At 36.5% G+C, this 24029-nt stretch carries 23 protein-coding genes, 2 tRNA genes and 1 other RNA gene; 17 read left to right on the forward strand and 9 right to left on the reverse strand.

The window, feature by feature from the left end; translation table 11 throughout:
- Positions 1–2 precede the first annotated feature (2 nt).
- The 3 genes from mutL (at position 3) to hfq (ending at position 3175) form a co-directional block, all read left to right on the forward strand.
- Complete coding sequence (gene mutL, locus EL259_RS00340) at positions 3–1877, forward strand: DNA mismatch repair endonuclease MutL (protein ID WP_126597940.1); 1875 nt, start codon at positions 3–5, stop codon at positions 1875–1877.
- Positions 1874–2809, forward strand: coding sequence for a tRNA (adenosine(37)-N6)-dimethylallyltransferase MiaA (gene miaA, locus EL259_RS00345; protein ID WP_126597942.1), 936 nt, complete (start codon positions 1874–1876; stop codon positions 2807–2809). The genes mutL and miaA overlap by 4 nt, the downstream gene beginning before the upstream one ends.
- 90 nt (positions 2810–2899) lie before the next feature.
- Positions 2900–3175, forward strand: a complete 276-nt coding sequence (hfq, locus tag EL259_RS00350) for an RNA chaperone Hfq (protein ID WP_126597944.1) — start codon at positions 2900–2902, stop codon at positions 3173–3175.
- A 91-nt stretch (positions 3176–3266) separates the two neighbouring features.
- On the opposite strand, the gene tehB is transcribed toward hfq, so the two are convergent.
- Positions 3267–4130 carry an SAM-dependent methyltransferase TehB gene (gene tehB, locus EL259_RS00355; RefSeq protein ID WP_126597946.1) on the reverse strand — a complete coding sequence of 288 codons (864 nt, stop codon included), beginning with the start codon at positions 4128–4130 and terminating at the stop codon, positions 3267–3269.
- A gap of 194 nt (positions 4131–4324) precedes the next feature.
- Between tehB and ribD the strand changes: the two genes are divergently transcribed.
- From ribD to EL259_RS00375, 4 genes are all read left to right on the forward strand, one after another.
- On the forward strand, positions 4325–5452 hold the full coding sequence (gene ribD, locus EL259_RS00360; RefSeq protein ID WP_126597948.1) for a bifunctional diaminohydroxyphosphoribosylaminopyrimidine deaminase/5-amino-6-(5-phosphoribosylamino)uracil reductase RibD: 1128 nt from the start codon (positions 4325–4327) through the stop codon (positions 5450–5452).
- A gap of 59 nt (positions 5453–5511) precedes the next feature.
- Positions 5512–6555, forward strand: a complete 1044-nt coding sequence (gene degS / locus EL259_RS00365; protein ID WP_126597950.1) for an outer membrane-stress sensor serine endopeptidase DegS — start codon at positions 5512–5514, stop codon at positions 6553–6555.
- 432 nt (positions 6556–6987) lie between these two features.
- Positions 6988–7063, forward strand: a tRNA-Gly gene (locus EL259_RS00370).
- Between the two features lie 17 nt (positions 7064–7080).
- Positions 7081–7156, forward strand: a tRNA-Gly gene (locus tag EL259_RS00375).
- Between the two features lie 109 nt (positions 7157–7265).
- On the opposite strand, the gene trpR is transcribed toward EL259_RS00375, so the two are convergent.
- Positions 7266–7559 carry a trp operon repressor gene (gene trpR / locus EL259_RS00380; RefSeq protein WP_126597952.1) on the reverse strand — a complete coding sequence of 98 codons (294 nt, stop codon included), beginning with the start codon at positions 7557–7559 and terminating at the stop codon, positions 7266–7268.
- 166 nt (positions 7560–7725) lie between these two features.
- Here trpR and ssrA point away from each other — a divergent pair.
- Positions 7726–8091, forward strand: a transfer-messenger RNA (tmRNA) gene (ssrA, locus tag EL259_RS00385).
- A gap of 233 nt (positions 8092–8324) precedes the next feature.
- Here the strand turns inward: ssrA and fbp are convergent.
- Positions 8325–9326 (reverse strand): class 1 fructose-bisphosphatase, encoded by a 1002-nt coding sequence (fbp, locus tag EL259_RS00390; RefSeq protein ID WP_126597954.1) that lies wholly within the window; start codon positions 9324–9326, stop codon positions 8325–8327.
- A 115-nt stretch (positions 9327–9441) separates the two neighbouring features.
- On the opposite strand from fbp, the gene mpl reads away from it, so the two are divergent.
- The gene (mpl, locus tag EL259_RS00395; protein WP_126597956.1) at positions 9442–10800 is read left to right on the forward strand and encodes a UDP-N-acetylmuramate:L-alanyl-gamma-D-glutamyl-meso-diaminopimelate ligase; all 1359 of its coding nucleotides are present in this window, start codon (positions 9442–9444) and stop codon (positions 10798–10800) included.
- 80 nt (positions 10801–10880) lie between these two features.
- Here the strand turns inward: mpl and EL259_RS00400 are convergent, their stop codons facing one another.
- Positions 10881–11288, reverse strand: a complete 408-nt coding sequence (locus EL259_RS00400; RefSeq protein ID WP_126597958.1) for a hypothetical protein — start codon at positions 11286–11288, stop codon at positions 10881–10883.
- 169 nt (positions 11289–11457) lie between these two features.
- On the opposite strand from EL259_RS00400, the gene EL259_RS00405 reads away from it, so the two are divergent.
- Positions 11458–12000, forward strand: a complete 543-nt coding sequence (locus tag EL259_RS00405; protein WP_126597960.1) for a DJ-1 family glyoxalase III — start codon at positions 11458–11460, stop codon at positions 11998–12000.
- Between the two features lie 48 nt (positions 12001–12048).
- On the opposite strand, the gene mazG is transcribed toward EL259_RS00405, so the two are convergent.
- Positions 12049–12837 (reverse strand): nucleoside triphosphate pyrophosphohydrolase, encoded by a 789-nt coding sequence (mazG, locus tag EL259_RS00410; protein ID WP_126597962.1) that lies wholly within the window; start codon positions 12835–12837, stop codon positions 12049–12051.
- A gap of 138 nt (positions 12838–12975) precedes the next feature.
- On the opposite strand from mazG, the gene uspA reads away from it, so the two are divergent.
- Complete coding sequence (gene uspA, locus EL259_RS00415; RefSeq protein ID WP_126597964.1) at positions 12976–13398, forward strand: universal stress protein UspA; 423 nt, start codon at positions 12976–12978, stop codon at positions 13396–13398.
- Between the two features lie 88 nt (positions 13399–13486).
- Here the strand turns inward: uspA and fur are convergent, their stop codons facing one another.
- The 4 genes from fur to EL259_RS00435 form a co-directional block, all read right to left on the reverse strand.
- On the reverse strand, positions 13487–13945 hold the full coding sequence (fur, locus tag EL259_RS00420; RefSeq protein ID WP_126597966.1) for a ferric iron uptake transcriptional regulator: 459 nt from the start codon (positions 13943–13945) through the stop codon (positions 13487–13489).
- Positions 13946–13993: 48 nt separating this feature from the next.
- Positions 13994–14518 carry a flavodoxin FldA gene (gene fldA, locus EL259_RS00425; protein WP_126597968.1) on the reverse strand — a complete coding sequence of 175 codons (525 nt, stop codon included), beginning with the start codon at positions 14516–14518 and terminating at the stop codon, positions 13994–13996.
- Positions 14518–14802 carry a LexA regulated protein gene (ybfE, locus tag EL259_RS00430; protein ID WP_126600780.1) on the reverse strand — a complete coding sequence of 95 codons (285 nt, stop codon included), beginning with the start codon at positions 14800–14802 and terminating at the stop codon, positions 14518–14520. Before ybfE ends, fldA begins: the two co-directional genes overlap by 1 nt.
- A 133-nt stretch (positions 14803–14935) precedes the next feature.
- Positions 14936–15727: an alpha/beta fold hydrolase gene (locus tag EL259_RS00435; RefSeq protein ID WP_126600782.1), complete on the reverse strand. Its 792-nt coding sequence runs from the start codon at positions 15725–15727 to the stop codon at positions 14936–14938.
- Between the two features lie 82 nt (positions 15728–15809).
- On the opposite strand from EL259_RS00435, the gene seqA reads away from it, so the two are divergent.
- From seqA to EL259_RS00465, 6 genes are read left to right on the forward strand one after another with little or no spacing between them, the layout of a single operon-like run.
- Positions 15810–16391, forward strand: coding sequence for a replication initiation negative regulator SeqA (gene seqA, locus EL259_RS00440; RefSeq protein WP_126597970.1), 582 nt, complete (start codon positions 15810–15812; stop codon positions 16389–16391).
- Between the two features lie 16 nt (positions 16392–16407).
- Complete coding sequence (menE, locus tag EL259_RS00445; RefSeq protein WP_126597972.1) at positions 16408–17865, forward strand: o-succinylbenzoate--CoA ligase; 1458 nt, start codon at positions 16408–16410, stop codon at positions 17863–17865.
- Between the two features lie 8 nt (positions 17866–17873).
- Positions 17874–21242, forward strand: coding sequence for a mechanosensitive channel MscK (mscK, locus tag EL259_RS00450; protein WP_126597974.1), 3369 nt, complete (start codon positions 17874–17876; stop codon positions 21240–21242).
- Between the two features lie 10 nt (positions 21243–21252).
- Complete coding sequence (gene aroC / locus EL259_RS00455) at positions 21253–22329, forward strand: chorismate synthase (RefSeq protein ID WP_126597976.1); 1077 nt, start codon at positions 21253–21255, stop codon at positions 22327–22329.
- Positions 22330–22382: 53 nt separating this feature from the next.
- On the forward strand, positions 22383–23237 hold the full coding sequence (gene mepA / locus EL259_RS00460; protein WP_126600784.1) for a penicillin-insensitive murein endopeptidase: 855 nt from the start codon (positions 22383–22385) through the stop codon (positions 23235–23237).
- A gap of 8 nt (positions 23238–23245) precedes the next feature.
- The gene (locus EL259_RS00465) at positions 23246–24028 is read left to right on the forward strand and encodes a TSUP family transporter (protein ID WP_126597978.1); all 783 of its coding nucleotides are present in this window, start codon (positions 23246–23248) and stop codon (positions 24026–24028) included.
- Position 24029: the final 1 nt, after the last annotated feature.

Below are 24029 nucleotides of genomic sequence, written 5' to 3' on the forward strand. Positions count from 1 at the left end.
ATATGTCAATAAAATTATTAAGCCCGCAACTTGCTAACCAAATAGCAGCTGGCGAAGTAGTAGAACGTCCTGCGTCGGTAGTAAAAGAACTGGTAGAAAACAGTTTAGATGCGGGTGCTAGCCAAATTTTTATTGATATTGAAAATGGTGGAGCAAGATTAATCAAAGTGCGTGATAATGGTTTTGGTATTCCTAAGGCAGAATTAGCCCTTGCACTTGCCCGCCATGCTACGAGTAAAATCCATACCTTAGATGATCTAGAAAATATTTTAAGCCTCGGTTTTCGTGGTGAAGCGTTAGCCAGTATAAGTGCCGTTTCTCGTCTTACCCTCACCTCTCGTCCAGAGGCACAATCAGAAGCGTGGCAAGTTCATACCGAAGGTCCGAATATGGATGCGATTATTGAGCCTGCCGCCCATCCTATCGGCACCTCTATAGAAGTTGCTAACCTCTTTTTTAATACGCCCGCACGCCGTAAATTTTTACGTACTGAAAAAACAGAATTTGGGCATATTGATGAAGTGATTCGCCGTATTGCACTTGCTAAACCCCGTATTGGTATTCAGTTGACTCATAATGGGAAGATTTTGCGCCAATACAAAATAGCCCAAGATGAAAGACAAATTTTAAAGCGTCTCGCCTCAATTTGCGGTGAAAATTTTGTCAAAAAAGCGTTGCAATTAGATTGGCAACATGGTCCTCTACATATTCACGGTTGGATTAGCCAAATTCCATTAAAAAATAATAGTGAAATTCAATATAGCTATATCAATGGGCGTATGGTTAAAGATAAAGTCATTCTACATGCCATTCGTCAAGCGTACGCACCCTTTATGCAAGGCGAACAACAACCAGAATTTGTTTTATTTCTGGATATTGATCCTACTGAAGTGGATGTAAACGTCCATCCAACCAAGCATGAAGTACGCTTTCATCAAGCTCGTTTAATCCATGATTTCATTTATCAAGCCATTTCTGATGCCTTTAATCAGCAACCATCGCTTGTGGAAGCAACTAAACTTGCTCAACCCCAAATACAAGATATGGAAAGTAGTCAAAATGAAATTCATGAGCAAAAAGGAGTATGGCAAACCGCCACTCATCCTCACACTCCTCCGCTTTTTGTAGAAAAATCGACGAATCGCCAAGCTGCAGGTAAAAATATTTTTACCGATGTGCAAAATAATCATTTTGAGAAAAAATCACTTTCTTCAACAAAACTTGAAAATACGCTTTATAATGAATTAGTCAAAGAGGTAAAACCAAAAACCTCTGTTATTAACGAGACAAAGAGTAAGAATACGGACGTAATAGCGTCATCTACCATAACTACCGCTAGTATTTCTACTTTACAGGCTGACGGATTATTAAAAGCACTTACGCTTATTTCTGGTGCATTATTATTACAATGGCAAGAAACCTGTTATTTACTATCACTCCGTAAATTACAACAACTTGATATCCAATTACAATTGTCAAAAGCGAAGGTAGAAACAACTCCATTATTGATTCCAATTACTTTGCGTCTGGATAATAAACAACATCAATGTTGGGAGTTACAAAAAACCTTCTTTAATCAAATTGGTTTTGTCGTTATCCCTCAACAAGCACAGCGTATTAGCATTACACATGTGCCTAAAAGTTTACGCCAACAAAACTTACAACAACTCATATTAAAACTTCTCTCCCATTCTTTTGAGAATTTTAATGATTTTATTCAAGCACTCTGTCAACAAATAACGTTATCTCCAATTACGCAATTTTGTGATGGTGTCAGAATTTTAAGTGATGTGGAACAGCATTTAACGCAAGATAAATCATCTCTTACGTCCTTGCTTATTCCCATTGATTTACAACCTTATTTGGAACATTTATGAACAAACCTTTAGGTATCTTCCTTATGGGACCAACTGCGGCAGGAAAAACTGATCTCGCAATTGATCTCTATAAACATTTACCCGTAGAAATTATCAGTGTTGATTCTGCTTTAATTTATAAAGACATGGATATCGGGACAGCAAAACCGACCGCTGCAGAATTAGCACAAGCGCCACACCGCCTCATTGACATCAAAGATCCCGCACAAACTTATTCAGCGGCCGATTTCCGTCAGGATGCATTAAATGAGATGCATGAGATTACCCAACAAGGAAAAATTCCTCTACTTGTCGGAGGAACCATGCTGTATTACAAAAGTTTATTAGAAGGACTTTCTCCGCTCCCCTCTGCTGATGAAAATATTCGTGCTGAAATTGAACATGAAGCAGAAAAATTTGGTTGGCAACATCTTCATCAAAAATTGGCAGAAATTGATCCTGTATCTGCTAAACGCATTAATCCAAATGATAGCCAACGTATCAATCGTGCGCTTGAAGTCTTCTATATTAGCGGTAAAACACTTACAGAACTTAGCCAACAAAAAGGCGAAGAATTACCATACAATATTCTACAGTTCGCAATTTCACCGCCAGAGCGCCATATTTTACATGACCGCATAGAAAAACGTTTTCATAAAATGATTGATCTAGGTTTTCAGGCAGAAGTAGAAAAACTTTATCAACGTGGAGATTTACATGAAAATTTACCTTCCATCCGTTGTGTAGGCTATCGTCAAATGTGGGAATATTTACGTGGTGATTATAATCATGATGAAATGGTATTCCGTGGAATTTGTGCAACCAGACAATTAGCAAAACGCCAAATTACTTGGCTAAGAGGTTGGAATACACCACTTACTTGGCTAGACAGTAATCACCCAGATATTGCTCGTAATATTATTGCGCAAAAAATAGAATATTTAAATTTATAAATTTGAGTAATGACAAGTAACTAATTTATTGTTATATTTAGTCAATGAGGTCTCCTCATATCATAAAATAAACGAAAAAAGGAAATCAAAATGGCAAAAGGGCAATCACTACAAGATCCTTATTTAAATTCATTACGTCGTGAACGTATTCCTGTATCAATTTATTTAGTTAACGGTATTAAATTACAAGGTCAAATCGAATCTTTCGATCAATTTGTAATTTTATTAAAAAATACTGTTAATCAAATGGTTTATAAACACGCAATTTCAACCGTTGTACCAGCTCGTGCTGTATCTCATCATAGTACGACTGCTACGGGGCATGCTTCAACAGAGGAACAGGAAACAACCATTTCTGCTGAATAATTTTTTATTCTTTTGTCGTTTAATAAAAAATATTCTCATGAAATGTTACCAAAAAAAGAGAAAGTCTAAACTTTCTCTTTTTATTTATAAATTATTTTATTTTCTTCGCTAACATTGTTGCAAAACGTAATTTGATACGATTACCATTCGCATCTGTACGATGCAATTCACCAATATCTTCATTGTATTTAATTAATTCCCAATCTTTATAATAATTCGCTAATTCTTGACTTTGGAAAGGAGAAGAAAAACCAATTGTGCAAGGATAATCTTTCGCATCTAGCGCAACAACAATTAAATTATAACCTCCCACATTCGTATGTTCTTGCATATTATTAATAATCATTGGTAAACGATCACGATTTAAGAACATCATTACGACTGTTGATAGAATAAAATCATAATTTTCTTGAATATCCGCATTATTAATATCATAAACATAAGTATTAATATTTAGTTTTTCTTCTTTAATTACATTACGTAAAAAATCAATACTTAATTGATTTTGATCGCAAGATGTAACATTAAATCCTAATGAATCTAAATAAAGCGAATTACGTCCACGCCCACAACCTAAGTCCAATGTTTTACAAGGTGCAATAATTTTACTTGCTGCTACCACTTCGGAATGGGTTGCAGTTAACGCATATTTTTTAGTATAAAACACGGACTTATCACAATAAAATGATAATTGGCAACGAAGATCCGAACTTTCTGGTTTCACTTTATGCCAAACTTGTGGTTCAAGCATTGGTGGTTGATGTTCTTTGTCATAAACGTGTTCGCTTAATACATTGCCATCATCATCTAATAAATAAAAACGTAGTTCACCTGAAAATATCGTTAATTTTGCCCAAGTCCCCGCCTGAGTATTATGTTTAGTTTGAAAGCCTTCTGGCAGAGTAGTTGCTGTCCATTCTGGCATTTTTTTATAACAAATAAGATCTGATGACATAGCCTTCTCCTAATATGATAAAAGTATGAATATACTAGATTTACATTACCTAGATTACAATGCAAAGATTTACATTTATAACTATTTTATATTAATTGACGAATTAAGTCGGATTTTTTTGATAAAAAATCGCAAAAATTTGTTGAGCTTGTTACAATGACGCCACAATAATCGTAAAAATTTATGGAATATTTATGCCAACAACATCACAATTCTCCAAAGAAGATCAACAATTTATGCAACTTGCACTCGAACTCGCCAAGCAAGGAATTTATACCACATCCCCAAATCCGCGAGTAGGTTGTGTTTTAGTCAAAAATGGTGAAATTGTGGGAAAAGGTTTCCATGCTAAAGCAGGTAAAGGACATGCAGAGGTCATGGCATTAAAAGATGCAGGCGAAAATGCCAAAGGTGCCACAGCGTATGTCACGCTTGAGCCTTGCTCGCATTATGGGCGTACCCCTCCTTGTGCACTTGGGCTTATTAATGCTGGTGTAAGTCGTGTTGTCGCGGCCATGCAAGATCCTAATCCTCAAGTAGCAGGACGAGGTTTAAAAATGCTCGCAGATGCGGGTATTGAAACGCAGGTGGGGTTACTATCCGAACAAGCAGAGCTGCTCAACCGTCCTTTCTTAATGCGAATGCGCCAAAACCGCCCATTCGTACAATTAAAAATGGCAATTAGCTTAGATGGCCGTACAGCAATGGCAAGTGGTGAAAGCAAATGGATCTCCAATGAGCAATCCCGTGCCGATGTCCAAAAACTAAGAGCGGCAAGCTGTGCTATTTTATCTACGAGTGCAACCGTATTACACGATGATCCTCGCCTGAACGTTCGCTATGAGCAGTTTCCCGATGATTTAAAAGCCCAATATCCACAAGAAAAATTGCGTCAACCTGTCCGTATTATTTTAGATAATCATCATAAAGTGCGCCCAACGGCACGCCTTTTTGAATGTGATGCACCCGTCTGGTTAATCAGTTCAACCCCCCGTGATTTAGCTGATTATCCCGCGAATTGCGATCAAATCATCGTGCCGAATCATGATTTTATTGATCTTCCTGCCCTACTTCGTATTCTTGCAGAACGCCAAATCAATGCTCTATGGCTGGAAGCAGGCGCAACACTTGCTGGTGCTTTTATTGAAAATAAACTCGTTGATGAATTAATCGTTTACCTTGCACCCAAAATTCTCGGTGATAAGGCGCGTGGATTTTGTAAATTACCTCATTTAACTCATCTTGCAGACGCATCAAATTGGGAATGTAAACAAATAGAAACGTTTGGCAGTGACATTAAATTAACGTATTATCCGAAGTAATAAATTCATCATAAATTTTAACGAAAATCAGGGCGTATTTTATAAGGTAGGGATAACTTATGTGGAAAAGAATTGTACAATCTATCATCTTAGGACTCGTTGCTGCAGCTCTCGTAATCGCCTTATCCCCACAAGATAAATTAGCCATTAAAAATCTATTCGCACCGCAACCCATGTCGTTTAACCAAGCGGTGCGCATTGCATCACCAGCAGTGGTAAATGTTTATAGCCAATCTTTTGAGGGAAACTTACAAGATCCCCAAAGCCAAATTACCAACCTTGGTTCTGGTGTCATCATGTCGCCAAATGGTTACATTTTAACGAATAAGCATGTTATTGCGAATGCACAACAAATTATTGTGGCATTGCAATCTGGACGTATTTTTACTGCTCGACTCGTGGGATCAGATTCTCTCACCGACTTAGCCGTATTAAAAATCCATTCAACAACAAAATTGCCTACTATTCCACAAAATCCAAGCCGTCCTTTACAAGTCGGAGATGTTGTTTTAGCCATTGGTAACCCTTATAACTTAGGGCAAAGTGTATCACAGGGTATTGTGAGTGCATTGGGACGCAATGTTATTGGTGACTATGCAGGACGACAAGATTTAATTCAAACGGATGCGTCCATCAATCGTGGTAACTCAGGTGGGGCGCTCATTAATTCACTCGGTGAGCTGATTGCTATTAATACCCTAAGCATTGGGAAAAATACCCAAGATCTCGCTGAAGGTTTAAACTTTGCCATCCCTATTCAATTAGCAACCCGCATTATGCGTGACATCATTAAAGATGGGCGTGTTATTCGTGGTTATTTAGGCGTACAAAGTAATATTTTATTCAATAACGGAACAGGAAAAGAAAGTGAAGGTGTACTTGTCACCGCTATTGCTCCACAAAGTCCAGCAGCCGTTGCGGATATTATGCCAAATGATGTAATTTTAAAATATGGTAAAACTGACATCACGTCGCCAGCTCAATTGATGCGACTTGTTATTGATACTCGACCAAATACAACAGTAAACATTCAAATTCGACGTTTGGGCAAAGTTTTAGACCTCCCTGTGATGATTGGTGAATTAAATACTGACAATGGTTAACTTTGTATAAGTAATATTGTATGAAGAAAGTTACACTTTTGTTCAATGACAAAAATAAATCACTTTATACCTAATGATAGGTATTTTTATTTTACCTCTAATTAACTAAACTTTCTAAGAATAAGATCGTTTTTTATCGGAGGGTGCTATGAACCAAGCCTTTGCTTATTCACTAATTATTACAATCCTTTCTCTTGCAGTTGTGGTATTTTTATCTGCCTCAATCTTCTATCAAGGATAATGTATAAAATAAAAGAAAAGCGTTCTTTCATAAGAACGCTTTTTTATGCCTAAAAATTACCTCATTTTAGCATAAATATTCATTAGTTAGCTGAATATCTAAGCAAACAATTTTTTTTATTAAATAAAGACTTGCACCCTTTTAAAAAATTCGTATAATTCGCCTCGTTCTTTCGTAACAACGAAAACAAAGCGGGAATAGCTCAGTTGGTAGAGCACGACCTTGCCAAGGTCGGGGTCGCGAGTTCGAGCCTCGTTTCCCGCTCCAATCTTAAAACCTCATACGCGGGAATAGCTCAGTTGGTAGAGCACGACCTTGCCAAGGTCGGGGTCGCGAGTTCGAGCCTCGTTTCCCGCTCCATTTTTTAAATCTTTAGACTATCTTCTCATTTATTAATTTCTATTTTTTTGAAAAAATATCAATCGCCTCATTACATTCATAATTTTTTCTGAATATTGAGGCGTGATTTTTATTTTCTTAATGTTTCTCTTACCCACTCTAAAAATTCAGGTGGCATACTTTTTATCATATTTGATCCACGTGTAATCGTCGCTACACTAGTTTTTAATTCTTGTTGAATTTCTCGTTGTGAAGCATTCTTTTCTAATAATTTTGTAATAATCTGTAAACGTAAGCTCAATGTATCCCGTTCATCTGGCGTCAATAATAACGTCAATGTTTCGCTTAACTTACCTTCGTGACTAGCACGCTCTACAAAATCTAATAATGTCTGCCAAGTGGCTAAATCTTTACTAATATACATATTTTTTCCCAGTTATTTTTTCTTATAGAATTTTACCGCAAGTCGCTATACTTTGCTAAATAGAAAAATTCTATTATTTTTTAAGCATCTATATGATTGCCAAGCTGTTTTTCTACAAAATTCCTTTTTTATTTTATAATTTTTGTTATAATCGCCTAAACATTTCGGGGCTGATTTTGGATTCGACGAGATTAGCAAAGCTCGAAGTGCACGCCGAGGTGCGGTAGGCCTCGTTAATAAACCGCAAAATAATAGTCGCAAACGACGAACAATACGCACTAGCAGCTTAATAACCTGCTCAGAGCCTTCTCTCCCTAGCTTCCGCTCGTAAGACGGGGATTAAGAGGAGTCAAACCCAAACGAGATCGTGTGGACGCCTCCGCTTGTGGATCGAAGCACTAAATTGAATCAAGCTAGTTACATCAGCGCCTGTCTGTTGGCAGTGATGTAATGAATTTAAAAACAGACTAAGCGTGTAGTACTGACAGTAGAGGAATTTCGGACGGGGGTTCAACTCCCCCCAGCTCCACCACTACCCCCTTTCCAATCTAAATCTACAAATCTCAAAAAAATAATAAATCAATTAAAATCAACAAGTTAATTCAATCTATTTATTTTTATAATGTATGAAATACACCCATTCTTAATCTGGACATCTATAAAATGAACTACAAAAATAACTACGACCTTGTTAGATAAAATGCGTAGTTATTTTTTATACTCATAAAAAACCCCGCACTTGGCGGGGTTTCGTATTAGAGGGAACTAGATATTTTCACGCATAAATTTTTCAGCTTTTTCGACCATATTTTTAGAACCGATGAAAAGTGGTACTCGTTCGTGAAGTTCAGTTGGTTGAATATCAAGGATGCGAGTAAATCCGTCACTTGCTTTGCCACCAGCTTGTTCTACAAGGAAAGCCATCGGATTACCTTCATAATTTAAGCGAAGCTTACCATAAGGGTAATTCGTTGCACTTGGGTAGATATAGATTCCGCCTTTTAACATATTACGATGGAAATCTGATACTAAAGAACCGATATAACGGGAAACGTATGGGCGATTTTCTTCAGGTACATCTTCTTGGCAATATTTGATATATTTTTTCACGCCCAATGGGAACTTAAGATACTGCCCCTCGTTAATGGAATAAATTCTTCCGTCTTCTGGAATACGAATATTTTCATGCGATAAACAGAAAGTACCTAATGACGGATCATAGGTAAATCCATTAACACCATTCCCTGTCGTATAAACAAGCATAGTCGATGAACCATAAACAATATAACCCGCTGCAACTTGGCGATGACCAGGCTGTAAAAAATCTTGTAGCGTAACTGGGGTACCAACAGGGGTAATACGTCGATAAATTGAAAAAATCGTCCCAACGGCCACGTTGACATCAATATTTGATGAACCATCTAATGGATCAGTTAGAATAACATATTTAGCGTTACGTCCTCTTTCTGTATCAAAGGCGACAAAATTCTCTTCTTCTTCACTTGCAAAGCCAGCCACTTCTTCTCGTGACATAAGTGCTTCTTTCATCGTATTGTGGGCGAATAAATCCAGTTTTTTCTGACATTCACCTTGAACATTTTCAACACCAGAATCCCCAATAATATTATTCGTTAAGCCTGCACGATTAATATCACGATGAATCACCTTAGCAACTAAGCGAATTGATGACAAAATACCAGAAAGCTCTCCTTTCGCCTCTGGGTATTCATGTTGTTTCTCAATTATAAATTGCCCTAATGTTTTCACATTTACTCCTTATCATTATGAATTTACACTCCAATTGAGTTGTTTTATTATACTTACATATTTCATCACCATTTAACAACGTTAAGTTATTAATTTTTTTTGAAAGGTTGCGCTTATGAAACAACAACATCTTCACTTCCTCGGTATTTGTGGCACCTTTATGGGTAGTTTAGCTATGTTAGCTAAAGAAATGGGATATAAAGTCACTGGTGCCGATACGGGAATCTATCCGCCAATGAGTACATTTTTACAAGAAAATGGCATTGAAATCATTCCGAATTTCGACATTGAACAGCTCAACTCACACCCAGATTTGATCATCGTGGGGAATGCGATGAAACGTGGTAATCCTTGTGTAGAATATATGTTAGAACACAACCTTCCTTTCACGTCTGGTCCTCAATGGTTGCATGATCATTTGCTTTGGAAACGTAAAGTTTTAGCTGTTGCAGGTACACACGGTAAAACAACAACAACGGGAATGCTAAGTTGGATCTTAGAAAAGGCAGGTAAAGCCCCTGGTTTCTTAATCGGTGGAATATCAGGTAATTTTGGATGCTCCTCTCGCTTAGGTGAAAGTGATTATTTTGTCATTGAAGCTGATGAATACGACACAGCTTTTTTTGATAAACGCTCCAAGTTTGTGCATTACAATCCACATGTTGCTATCGTCAATAATATTTCATTTGACCATGCTGATATTTTTGAAAACTTAGCGGCTATTCAACGTCAATTCCATCATATGATTCGCCTTGTTCCTAAAAATGGCTTAGTTCTTAGTCAAAAGAATGAACTATCCGCCCAACAAACCCTAGCCATGGGCGTTTGGTCGCGCACACAATTTTTAGGTCAAGATCAAGATTGGTTCGCAAAACCACTTTCTGCAGATTATTGTCATTTTGAAGTTTTCTATAAAGGTGAAAAGGCAGGTGAAGTGAAATGGGATATCGTCGGTGAACATAATATGCATAACGCATTAATGGCAATTGCTGCCGCGCGTTACGTAGATGTCCCGGTTGATGTAGCTTGCAAGGCATTAGCAAGTTTTGTAAATGTAAAACGTCGTTTAGAAGTGAAAGCCAATATAAACGGAATCACTGTTTATGATGACTTTGCCCACCATCCAGAAGCTATTCAAGCAACATTAGCAGCATTAAAAGGTAAAGTTGGTAATAACCGTATTTTAGCGGTACTTGAACCTCGTTCTAACACCATGAAAATGGGAATTCACAAAGATACTCTGGCGCCATCACTTGCCATTGCCGATGAGGTCTTTATTTTCCAACCAGATACGATTCCATGGAAAGTAGAAGACATTGCCAAACAATGTAAACAACCCGCATTTACATGCGATAATCTTGATACCCTCGCCCAAAAAGTCGCACAATCTGCTAAAGCAGGCGATCATATCCTGATTATGTCTAACGGTAGCTTTGGTGGAATTCATCAAAAAATTATTGATTTACTTAAATAAAATACTGTTTAAATAAAACGCCCCAATTTTCATAAAAATTTTTGCGAAAATTGGGGCGTTATTATTTATTTTGCTATGAATTATTTTTGTGCATCTTGTTTAGCAGGTGCAATAATATTGACGGGTTGTGCAATATTTCCCTCTTCAGAAGGAACCTTAAAATTCTCACCTTGAAGTGGCATATCGTTCTGAGTAGCATTTTGCGTAACTTGTTTTACGACTTGATTTTGATTAGTTTCTGCATATTGCAACTCATCTTTTTGAGAAGATGTATCATGATTTACAAATGTAGTTACCGCTCGTTCAGCCACGACATTTTGGGTAGCCACTGGCTCTACCATCGTAGGATGAGGTAATTTATACCAATAATAGAAAATCACGACGATAAAAATAATAAATAAGATGATCCAAAAATAACTTTTTGATTTAAAACATTTTTTTGAATTTTCAGAAGAGTTTGTTGATGGGGTTGTTTTTTCTTGTGTCATAGTATTAACTCCAGTTTAGCTTAAAACTAAATACATAACGATACCCTCGTTACGCTGTGTAATTATAGATCGATTTATGTAGGATTTAAACTCAAGTTAAATCTGTCCACTTGAATTTTTCGATAAAAATACCATGTTTATAAAAGTTCTATCCACCAAGGAGATGTATATGAAAAAAGCAACAATTATTTTAGCTGAAGGCTTTGAAGAACTTGAAGCAGTTACCGTCATTGATGTGCTACGTCGTGGCGGTGTGGAAGTGGTTATTGCAGGCTTAAAGGAACGTCCTGTCACTGGCGCCCATCAAATCCAATTACACACAGATTGCCTATTAACTGAAATCGATCCGCAAAATCTTGATGCTATTATTCTACCGGGTGGCTTACCAGGTAGTGAACACCTAGCAAAAAGTGTAGAACTTCAAAGTGTTCTCAAAGCATTCGATCAAAAAGGAAAATTAATCGCTGCAATTTGTGCAGCCCCTTGGGCGCTTGCAACGGCTAACGTATTAAAATCTCACTATACTTGTTATCCAGGCTTTGAAAAAACAGTGTTGAAACCAGGATATGAAACCGATAAAAATGTCGTTATTTGCAAAAATGTTATCACTTCTCGTGGTCCAGCAACAGCTATGGAATTTGCGTTAGCAATTTTGGCAAATTTAGTCGGTGATGAGATTGCAACTAAAGTCAAAAATGGTCTGTTATTCTAAATGGTTTAATCCGATAAAATGCCGTGAATCTCTCACGGCATTCTTTATTTATTTTTCCTCTTTTTTTACTTCATCCCATAACGCATCCATTTCATCAAGACTGACATCATTAAAGCTTTTACTTTGCTGAGTTAATTTATGTTCTACTTGTCTGAAACGACGCTCAAATTTAGCATTTGCTGCACGTAATGTTTCTTCTGGCTTACATTTGAGATGTCTAGCAAGATTTACAGTAGCAAAAAATAAATCTCCCATTTCTTCTTGAATGGCATTTTGATCTTGTGGAGAGCGTGCAATTTCAGATTTCACTTCTTGCAACTCTTCCTCTACTTTATCCACCACTGGTTCTAAATTTTGCCAATCAAAGCCTACTTTAGCGCAACGTTTTTGAATTTTTTCAGCACGCATCAATGCAGGAAAAGCATGCGGGATATTATCTAAAATAGATGCTGTTCCTTTTTCTTTATGTTCCTGAGCTTTAATATTGTTCCAGCTAGCTAATGCTTCTTCGGCATTATTTGCCTGTAGGTCGCCAAATACATGAGGATGACGACGAATGATTTTCTCACTCACATCATTAACAACATCCTCAAAATCAAAAAGCTTTTCTTCTTTGGCTAATTGACTAAGAAAAATAACCTGTAACAATAAATCACCTAATTCCTCACGTAAATTAGCCATGTCTTGTTTTTCAATGGATTCAACAACTTCATAGCTTTCTTCTAATAAATGTGGAATCATTGTATTGAAATTCTGCTTCAAATCCCATGGACATCCACCATTTGGATTGCGTAATTGTGCAATAATTTGAATAAAATCTTGAATAGAATACCGCATCTTATCTCCTACGCTTTTATATAATTCTTTAAAAATTATAAAATATTTTATCAAAAATGTGATCTTTCCAGCTGTTTTTTATGATTCAGTTTGATATGATTCAAGAAAGTTAATTAAGCTAACCTAAAGGAGATTAAGATGTACCAACATATTCTTGTTGCAGTAGATCTTTCTGAAGACAGCGAAATACTGGTAAAGAAAGCAGCAACTATTGCCAAACTACATAATGCGAAACTTTCCATTATTCACGTAGATGTGAATTTTTCAGATTTATATACCGGTTTAATTGATGTAAATATGACATCAATGCAAGAACGTGTTAACGATGAAAGTCATCAAGCATTAATACAACTTGCTCAATCTATCGATTATCCTGTTACAGAAGAACTTAGCGGTAATGGTGATCTTGTGCAAGCGTTAGAAGATGCAGTTGAAAAATATCAAATTGATTTACTCGTAACAGGACATCACCAAGATTTCTGGAGTAAATTAATGTCATCTACTCGTCAAGTGATGAATAATGTCAAAGTTGATATGCTTGTCGTTCCATTAGATGACTAATTTATAAAAAGTATATTAGATTGTTTTAACCTATCTTAATCTACATAAAAATAATGCGGTTTAAATAAACCGCATTACCTTTCTCAGATTATCTCTTTTTAGCTTGCTGTTGATAAGCCTTACACGCTTCCTTATCTTTGCATTTGCCATAAAGATAAAGACTATGATTCTCAAGAGTGATCCCATGCTCCTCACTGATTTGTCGTTGACGTTGTTCAATCACTTCATCTTTAAATTCAAATACCTGTCCGCAATCAAGACAAATAATATGATCATGGTGTTCTGTAGGGTTAATTTCAAAAACGGACTTATTCCCTTCAAAATTATGGCGCACTAAAATACCTGCTTCATCAAATTGATTTAATACACGATACACTGTCGCCAAACCAATTTCTTCACCTTCTTCAATCAAAAGACGATAAATATCTTCTGCAGTAAAGTGTTGCATATCAACACGATTCTTCTGCATTAAGTCTAAAATTGTTAAACGTGGTTCCGTAATTTTTAGACCCGCTTTTTTTAAGCGTTGAATATTTTCTTCAGACATTATGTGCTCCCCTTTCATCATAGTTCGTTATTGTTATCTGGTTAATGATTAGACCAATTCTGCTAAACACATCTCATCTTGAAGCTGCTTACACCAAGTTGCAACACGTTCATCAGTTAATTCTGGTTGACGATCTTCATCGATGCAAAGTCCAACAAATGTTTTTTCATCAATACATGCTTGTGAAGATTCAAAACTATAACCTTCAGTGGACCAGTTACCCACAATAATTGCTCCTTTAGGTTCAATAATATCGCGAATCGTGCCCATTGCATCACAGAAATATTCTGCATAATCTTCTTGATCGCCACAGCCAAAGATAGCAACAAGTTTATCAGTGAAATCAATTTCACCTAAAGTTGGGAAGAAATCATCCCAATCACATTGCGCTTCGCCATAATACCAAGTCGGGATACCCAAAATAAGGAAATCATATTTTTGAATATCTTCTTTGCTTGATTTTGCGATATCAAAAATATCAACAACATCTTTTCCTAAATTTTTTTGAATCATTTTTGCGATATTTTCAGTATTACCTGTATCGCTTCCATAAAATAAACCAATAATTGCCATTATTTGTTTCCTTGAAGTGCAAAATAGTTTTGTAAAATTTTTTCAATCATTTCCGAACGACTAACTGCCTGTTCAGACGCTAAATTTTCGAGTTGTTTGACTAAATCTTTATGCAACTTTAACTCTACGCGACGTAATCCGCTTGATTTATCCCGTTTTAGTTGATTGCGTTTATTGATTCTAAGTTGTTGTTCACGACTCAGTGGATTTGTCCGAGGGCGTCCGATTTTAGAGGTAGTAGCGAACAGATCTAGAGTTATGCAATCTGCATCTTGTTTCGCCATTGTCAAATCACTGATTTTACGTAGTTTCATTCAAAGTTAGCATTCTAATTGAGAATGATAAGCTACAAGTTCAAAAGTGGAGGCAGTATAACACGCCTCCCCCACGAATAAAACCTTATTTATTTACTCAAGTTTAACTTTTATTCACCGTTAAAAACTGCGTAATTGCTCGAATAACGGATTGTGTTTTTTCTGCATGTACCCAATGCCCGCTTCCTTGTACCACAAAGGCTTTCGCTTTTGGGAATTGTCGTAAAATCGCAACTTGGTATTGCGGTAAGATATAATCCGAATCGTTACCTTTAATAAATAAAGTAGGTTTAGTAAATAGAACCTCTTGCCAATCCATAATCGCCAAGTAATTATCTTCTAAAACATCTACATTAAAGCGAAAACGTTGTGGTGACTGAGCATCAAAAGACTTTAGCATAAACTGTTGTACCGCATCACTTTGAACATACTGAGCAAGAATTTGCTTTGCCTCTTGACGTGTTGTTACTTGCGCTGCCGCCACCGCTTTTAAGCCTTTAAAAATTTCACGATGTCCATGTTCACCATAATTTACTGGCGCAATATCAATCACGACAAGTTTAGAAACGAGATCTGGACGTTTCCCTGCCACCATCATCGCTGTTTTGCCTCCCATTGAATGACCAATAAGGACCGCATTTTGGATCTTTAAATGATCCAAAAGAGTAATCACATCCTCGCTTAAACAATCATAGTTCATGTCATCACTATGAAAACTTTGCCCGTGATTCCGCAGATCTATTCGAAGAATAGGATATTGATCCGAAAACGCACGTGCAATCACACCAAGATTATTTAAGTCGCCAAATAAGCCATGCATAAAAACAAGGACAGGTAATGTTGGATCTTTTTGTTCATTCGAGAACGCAAAGTTAAGTAAATTTTTTTCAGACATCATTTTTGCATAGAGTATTTATAAATAAGCCGTTATAATGTGGCAAAATTTGAATTAGATCAACCCACAAGGATAATTAACAATGAAAATAGTGAAACTTGACGACGAACTTTATCAATATATTGCTAGCCAAACGACAGCAATTGGTGAAGAAAGTCCATCGGACATCTTGCGTCGCCTTTTAAATTTTCCACAATGTACTATGGATCCTAATGCCGATCACATTGGTGAAAATATTTCTATTTTCGATGCTATTGATGAAACCGTAGCCCCTGTACAACCTAAACAAAAAAAACAACCCGTAAAATCTGTTCAGCAGCTAACTCAAAAAGTTGAAGCACTTTTAAAAACAGATACATTTTTGCAAGAAACAAAAGGGGTCAACCGTTTCTTACGTGTTTTAAGCGTACTATACCGTACAAACCCTGAGAGCTTTGCAAATGCTGTAGAACCATTACAGGGTCACACTCGTGTTTACTTCGCTCGTGATGAAGCAACTTTATTAAGTTATGGTACTCATACTAAACCAAAACAAATTCCAGAAAGTCCATTCTGGGTAATTACCAATACCAATAGCCAGCGTAAAATGTTAATGTTAGAAAGAACGATGGTTGAAATGCAACTTCCTCAATCTCTAGTCGAGAAAGTCCGTCAATTTTTCTAATCACACGAGAATATAAATGAATTTATTATGGCAAGATTTCGCTAATTGCGGAAAAAACCAAAATCGTATTGCTTTGCGAGATTCGCAAGGCAATCTTTTTTCTTGGAAAGAGGTAACTGGATTAATTAGTACCTTTGCAGAGCAATTAAAACAACAAGGGATCAAAAAAGGCTCTGGTGTAGCGCTTTGCGGACGTAATAGTGAAAATCTTGTATTTCTTTATCTTGCCACAATTCAACTAGGTGCAAGAGCATTAGGCATAAACCCCGCATTTTCAGCGCAAAAATGTGCTTCTATTTTTGAAAATAGTCAAATTGATTTCTATTATTTGGATCCAACTGCTATCCATTTGCAACAGGATCTTAAAAAATTTTACGAAAATCGAGGCGTGGAATTAAATTTACCACCTTATCTTGATCTCATTTCTCCTACAGATAACACCGATAATACAGCTATATCTAATTTTACAGAAGATGATTACCATCATTTACCTATTACGATGACACTTACATCGGGATCAACAGGATTACCTAAAGCCGTTGTTCATTCACTGCAAGCGCATTTAGAAAATGCAGCGGGCGTTTGTGATTTAATGCAATTCCAGGCAACAGATAGTTATCTTCTATCATTACCTATCTACCATGTTTCTGGACAAGGAATTATATGGCGCTGGTTACAACGTGGCGCTGTACTGCATTTTGTTCAAGATGATTTTTACGATAGTTTAAGTCAAGTCACTCATGCTTCGCTTGTCCCTACCCAAGCCCAACGGTTTTTACAATATTTGGTAGAACATCCTACAAAAACTTACCGAACTAAACATCTTCTATTAGGAGGAGCAAGTATCCCAGTTGCGCTCACTCAGGCATTAGCCCAAGCAAATATTCAAAGCTATTGCGGATACGGTATGACAGAAATGGCTTCAACCATTTTTGCTAAAAAAGCAGATGCAAGTTCTGGTGTTGGGCAACCTTTACCAAAACGTATCTTTAAACTGGTGAATGATGAAATTTGCTTAAAAGGTGCAGGACTCGCATTGGGCTATTGGCAAAAAGATGGAATTCATCCGCTAACTAATGGCGATGGTTTCTTTGCAACAAAAGATAAAGGCGTATGGAAAAATAACGAGTTATTTATTATTGGTCGAGTCGATAATCAATTTATTTCAGGTGGTGAAAATATTCAACCCGAAGAAATTGAGTCGATTTTAAAAGAACATCCTTTAGTTAAACAAGTATTCGTATTGCCTATTGCGGATAAAGAGTTTGGACATCGCCCAGTAGCAATGATAGAGTTAAATACAGAATTTAATGAAGAAAACATTCTTATCATTAAAGCATGGTTAAAGGGAAAATTGGAAAAATTCAAACACCCTATCGCCTACTATTTATTAGAAAGTGAAAAATTTCAGAGTCAAGGTAGTATCAAAATTTCACGTAATCTATTACAAAAAGAATTAGAAAAATTAATTTAGGTAATATTATGAAACGTCATTTTATTCTATCCCTAGTACTTTCTTTTGTTTTAATTTTTGTTTCCGCCAATGTTATGGCAACAAATTTACCAACAAAAGCGAATTTGGAGTCACAATTACAGCAATTAAAAAAATCAGGTGATGCATCAAAAGCCGACGTAACTAATTTAACAACGGCTTTACAGTTACTAGATCAAATATCAAATCAAAAAAAAGAAAATGAGGCATTAACCAAGCTCATTGCGAATGCACCTAAAACGCTAGCGCATACTCGTGATAATATTAATTCCTTGAAAAATAATAACTTAGATATCAACGAGTATTCAAAATTTAATCTTGATCAATTACAGTCACAATTAAATAAAATTCAAACTCAATTACAAACGGTACAAACTGATTTAGTTGTACTCAATTCACAACTGGTAAATCAACGTGCAACGCCAGAAAAATCGCAAAAGATTTTAAGTAATAATCTTATCCAATATCAAAAATTAGAAAAATCTCTCTTTAATGATGGAATTTCTCATTCTGAAAAAATAAAGCTTACACTTCAACTAGCACTGATTAAACTACAAAATGACTATAATCAAAACCTCCTACAAGGTGATAGTAGTTTATTATCTCTCTACTCTGTTCAACTTGAAGAAAAAAATATTGAGCAACAACAACTTCAACTTAAACAAAGTACCTTACAAGAACTTATTAATAAGAAAAAATTAGAAGAAACACAACAACAAGCAGAACAATTAAAACAAGCTCAACAAAAAGATAAAAACGTTTCTCCCCTTGTTTTAAAACAACAATCCATGAACTTGAATATTAGCCAAGAGCTAATAAAACAGACAACAAGTTTAAATAATCTTACTCAAGATAATCTACGTATTACCGCTGTTTTAAATAATTTAAAACAAACAGAACGTAATATTAATGAGCAAATTAGTGCTCTCCAAGGGACATTGGTTCTCTCACGTATTATTAATAAACAAAAACAATTACTTCCTGAAGATACTTTAATCAATGGCTTATCAAAACAAATTACATCACTTCGTATCAAAATTTTTGATCTTACCGAAACCCGTGACAATTTATATGATGTAAACAGTTTTATTGATAAACTCTCATCAAATAATGATAAACCTATTACAGACGAAGAACGAGCTCAGCTTATACCTATTTTACAAGAACGTTATCGTTTAATTTCTAATGAAATTGAATTATTAAATAATCAACTTAATCTAGCGATCAATGTTGAATTAAATCAAAAACAAGTGATTTCAATTAGTGATGCACTACAAAATAAACTGCAACTACAAAGTTTTTGGGTTAAAAGCAATCCAACGATGAATACAACTTGGTTTGCAAATTTTATCCCTAAATTTCAGATTGAAGTCCGTAATATTTATAGAACATTCAATTTTACTGGATGGCATTTTTATATTATCCCTGCGGCAGCAATCAGTATCATATTAGCTTTTATCGGTTTTTTAATTGAGTGGCAACGTAAAACAATTAACTCACGATTACGCCATATTAATAATTGCGTTAATACATTGAAAAAAGATCGCCAACGCTTTACACCAGAAGCGCTTGCTTGGACAGTGATATTATCTTTACCAAGTACTTTTTTCTTACTGGCGATCCTCATTCTTATTTCAACTTTCCTGTTTGAGAATCCTGTATATGTATGGGGTTGGGCTACGAAGATGAGTCTTTATTGGCTATTCTTTGCAACAACTTTACGTATTCTCTCCCCCGATCCGTACAGTATTGGTTATCGCCATTTTGGATTACAAAAGAATAACTTAGAAGCATTTACCCGTTTTCTAAAAAGTTTTATCATCGTTAGTTACTTATGGATCAATGCCTCAATCTTTACCCATTTAGATGGTGGAGTAAATAATGATGTAATCGGGCAGTTTGCGACAATTATTATACTTATTTTCTCATTATTTTATTGTTCACCTAAAATCCATAAAGCATTACACCTTTATGAATCAATTTCTTCTGATTCTGAAGGCAATCTCACTATCTTATTCAAAATCATTGCTGTTATTTCATATTTAGCACCAATCGGATTAATGGTTCTCATTGTATTAGGTTACTACTACACTGCGCTGAATTTGATGCACCATTTGATTATTTCCTATTTTGTACTCGGTTCATGGAGTATCTTGCGTGACGTTACTTATCGTGCCATGCTCGTATTCTCTCGCCATTTGTCATATCGCCGTTTATTAGAGAAACAAGAAAAATTACAACACGAAGACGAAACAGGCGCAAACCTTCCTGCTGATGATGAAAGCTTTATTCAAGCACAAATGATAGAAGATGAAGTACTTGCCGTATCAAAAATTAAAGCTCAAGTTCTACGGGTTGTGAATATTGGATTATTCTTAACACTCCTCACCCTTTTATATTGGGTTTGGTCTGACCTCGTTACTGTTGCTTACTATCTAGAAAGTATTAATTTATGGCAACACACTACCATGACACCGACGGGACCAGTACTTCAGGCCGTTACGTTATGGAATTTAATGGTCGCCCTTATTATCATTTTGACTACTTACGCACTTATCCGAAACTTACCAGGTGTACTAGAAGTCTTACTCTTTACGCATATTAAGTTCTCTCAGGGAACCCCGTACACGATCACGACTTTATCCACCTATTTCATTTTTGCAATGGGGGCTGCCCTAGCTTTCGCAACATTAGGGCTATCATGGAATAAATTACAATGGCTTTTTGCCGCATTATCAGTAGGTTTAGGTTTTGGTTTACAAGAAATTTTTGCAAACTTTGTTTCTGGTTTAATTATTCTTTTTGAACGTCCCGTACGTGTTGGTGACGTCATTACTATCGGTAATTTTTCAGGTACAGTATCACGCATTCGTATCCGCTCTACTACTCTAGTGGATTTCGACCGTAAAGAAATTATTGTTCCTAATAAGGCGTTCGTAACTGAGCGTATCGTAAACTGGGCACTATCCAACTCTATCACACGAGTAAAAGTCTTTATTGGTGTTGCTTATGGCTCAGATCTTGAGCTTGTAAAAAAACTTTTGCTACAAATTGCTGACGAATGTCCATATGCACTTAAAGATCCTAAACCAACCGTGTATTTTATGACTTTTGGTGCAAGTACTCTTGATCATGAATTAAGGGTTTACGTAAATGATATTGGACATCGCAATAAAAGCATTGATTATATCAATCATCGTATCAATGCCTTGTTTGCCCAACATAATATCGACATTGCATTCAATCAATTGGATGTTTACATAAAAAACACTCAAAACAATGAAGAAATCAAAGTGGCAACCTATGATTTAATGCAGGAAAGCAGCCAATCTAAATCAGTACAAATGCCAACTAAATAAGGAATTTTATATGGCAGGAAATAGTATCGGGCAGTTATTTAAACTCACAACCTTTGGCGAATCTCACGGCATCGCCCTCGGAGGAGTAATAGATGGAATGCCTCCTAATTTTCCGCTCTGTGAAGCGGATATCCAAGTTGAACTCGATCGCCGTAAACCTGGAAATTCTCCCTTTACGACAGCACGTCGAGAAACAGATGCGGTTCAGATCTTATCTGGTGTATTTGAAGGTAAAACAACAGGAACAAGTATCGGGCTTTTGATCAAAAATGAAGATCAACGCTCTAAAGACTATAGTGATATTCAAGATAAATTCCGTCCAGGTCATGGCGATTTTACCTATCAAAAGAAATACGGTATTCGTGATTATCGTGGTGGCGGTCGTGCTTCTGCACGTGAAACTGCAATTCGTGTTGCAGCTGGAGCCATTGCAAAAAAATATTTGCGCGAAGTTCTTGGAATTGAAATCCGTGGTTATTTAAGTCAGATGGGCAATATCAAAGCTCCACAACTCCCTGTTAATGATTTTGAAAATTGGCAATATGTCAATCAAAATCCTTTTTTTGCGCCTGATGAGAAAACCGCAGAATCTTACGAATTTTTAATCAGAGAACTAAAAAAATCTGGTGATTCGGTTGGTGCAAAAATTCAACTTGTCGCGACAGGCGTACCAGTTGGCTTAGGAGAACCAGTTTTCGATCGTTTAGATGCAGAACTTGCCTACGCATTAATGTCAATTAATGCTGTAAAAGCCGTTGAAATTGGTGACGGAATAGATATCGTTTCACAACGAGGATCTCAACATCGTGATGAAATAACCCAGCAAGGTTTTCTTTCCAACCATGCTGGTGGTATCTTAGCAGGAATCACTACTGGGCAACCTATTCTGGCAAGCATCTCACTAAAACCTACTTCTAGTATCAAAATTCCAGGACAGACAATTAATCTTGCGAATGAAAATTGCGAAATTGTCACCAAAGGAAGACACGATCCTTGCGTTGGTATCCGTGCTGTTCCAATTGCGGAAGCCATGATGGCAATTGTTTTAATGGATCATTTTTTACGTTATAAAGCACAATGCTTATAAAAAATTTAGGTTGTATTATGCAAATTTGGCATTCTTCAAAAAAATTTTCGAAAATGGGGGCGTGTTTTATTTTCGCCCTTGCCGCAACTAGTGCGTTGGCATCATATTCGCCAGCTGAATGGCTTAATTTTAAAGCACCAGTAGCAGGAAAACCCAATCCAATCGGTAACTATACAAATGGTTGTTTAATTGGGGGAGAAAAAGTCCCATTTAATGGCGTAGGATATCAAGTCGTTCGCCAAGAAAAAAATCGCTATTACGCACACCCAGAAATGTTACAATATCTGCAAAACCTTGGTAAAAAACTTCATGCTGCCCATTTGCCTGCCATGTTAATTAGTGATGTCGCAATGCCAGCAGGAGGACGCTTTGTTGACGGGCATCATAGCCATCAAATGGGGCTAGATGTAGATATCTGGTTTAGGATGGGCAAATTGACTGCCAAAGAGGCTTATCACTCGACTGGACTCGCTAATTTAATGGCAAATCCAACGACAAAAAAAATGACATCAGATTGGACAAATCAACAAGAAACTTTACTCAAACTTGCTGCAAGTGATCCTCATGTTGCACGTATTTTTGTTAATCCTCTGATTAAAGTTCATCTTTGTCAGACCGTAAAAGGAGATCGTCAATGGCTACACAAAATCCGTCCATGGTATGGGCATAATTCTCATTTTCATGTACGTTTAAGTTGCCCTAAAGGCGCACAATATTGCCATAACCAAGCGGCAATCCCAGTTGGTGATGGTTGCGATCAAAGCCTTTATGCTTGGTTAAAACCGAAACCTAAACCAACTAAACCTGGAAAACCAAAACCTGTGGTAATTCCACCCCCACCGCCACTTTGTCAGTTATTACTTGATGAACAGGCAAAAAAAATTGAACAATTGAAGAAAAATCCTTAGGTGAAAAAATGTCATTTGGTATAGAAATTTTCATTATTTTATTCTTCGTCGCTTGCTTTGCAGGTTTTCTTGATGCAATGGCAGGCGGTGGCGGTCTTATTACTATTCCAGCATTATTTATGGCTGGACTTCCACCCTCAATGGTACTTGGTACGAATAAGCTCCAGTCAACTGCTGGCGCCTTCTCTGCTAGTTTATATTTTTACCGCTCTGGTATGATTGAATTACGTGATATTAAATTAGTCGTTCTCATGTCATTCGTCGGAGGTATCTGTGGTGCAACGCTGGTACAAGTTATTCATGCGGATATCCTTAAAAATTTACTCCCATTCCTAACTTTTATTATCGGGTTATATTTTCTATTTACCCCTAATATTGGTCAACAGCCTTCTCGTCGTCGCATATCCTATGTAACATTCGCATTTTCAATGAGTTTAACTATCGGATTTTATGACGGGCTATTTGGTGCGGGTTCTGGCTCAATGCTATGCCTTGCTTTTATTACCCTTCTTGGTTTTTCCATCTCTAAAGCAACGGCTTATGCGAAAGTCTTAAACTTTGCTTCCAGTTTCGCATCACTTTGTTGCTTTATTATCGGCAAAGAAGTGTATTTTCCACTCGGCTTTACAATGCTTGCTGGTCAATTAATCGGCGCACGTCTTGGTGCAAAATTAGTCGTTAATCGAGGTCAAACCTTTATCCGTCCGCTTGTAGTGGTAATGTCATTTCTCTTAACCTTAAAAATAGTTTATGATCAGGGTTGGTTTAATCACTTATCACACATTTTATAAT

Origin of the sequence: Actinobacillus delphinicola (assembly GCF_900638385.1) — a bacterium.
Taxonomy (GTDB): Bacteria; Pseudomonadota; Gammaproteobacteria; order Enterobacterales; family Pasteurellaceae; genus Actinobacillus_C; species Actinobacillus_C delphinicola.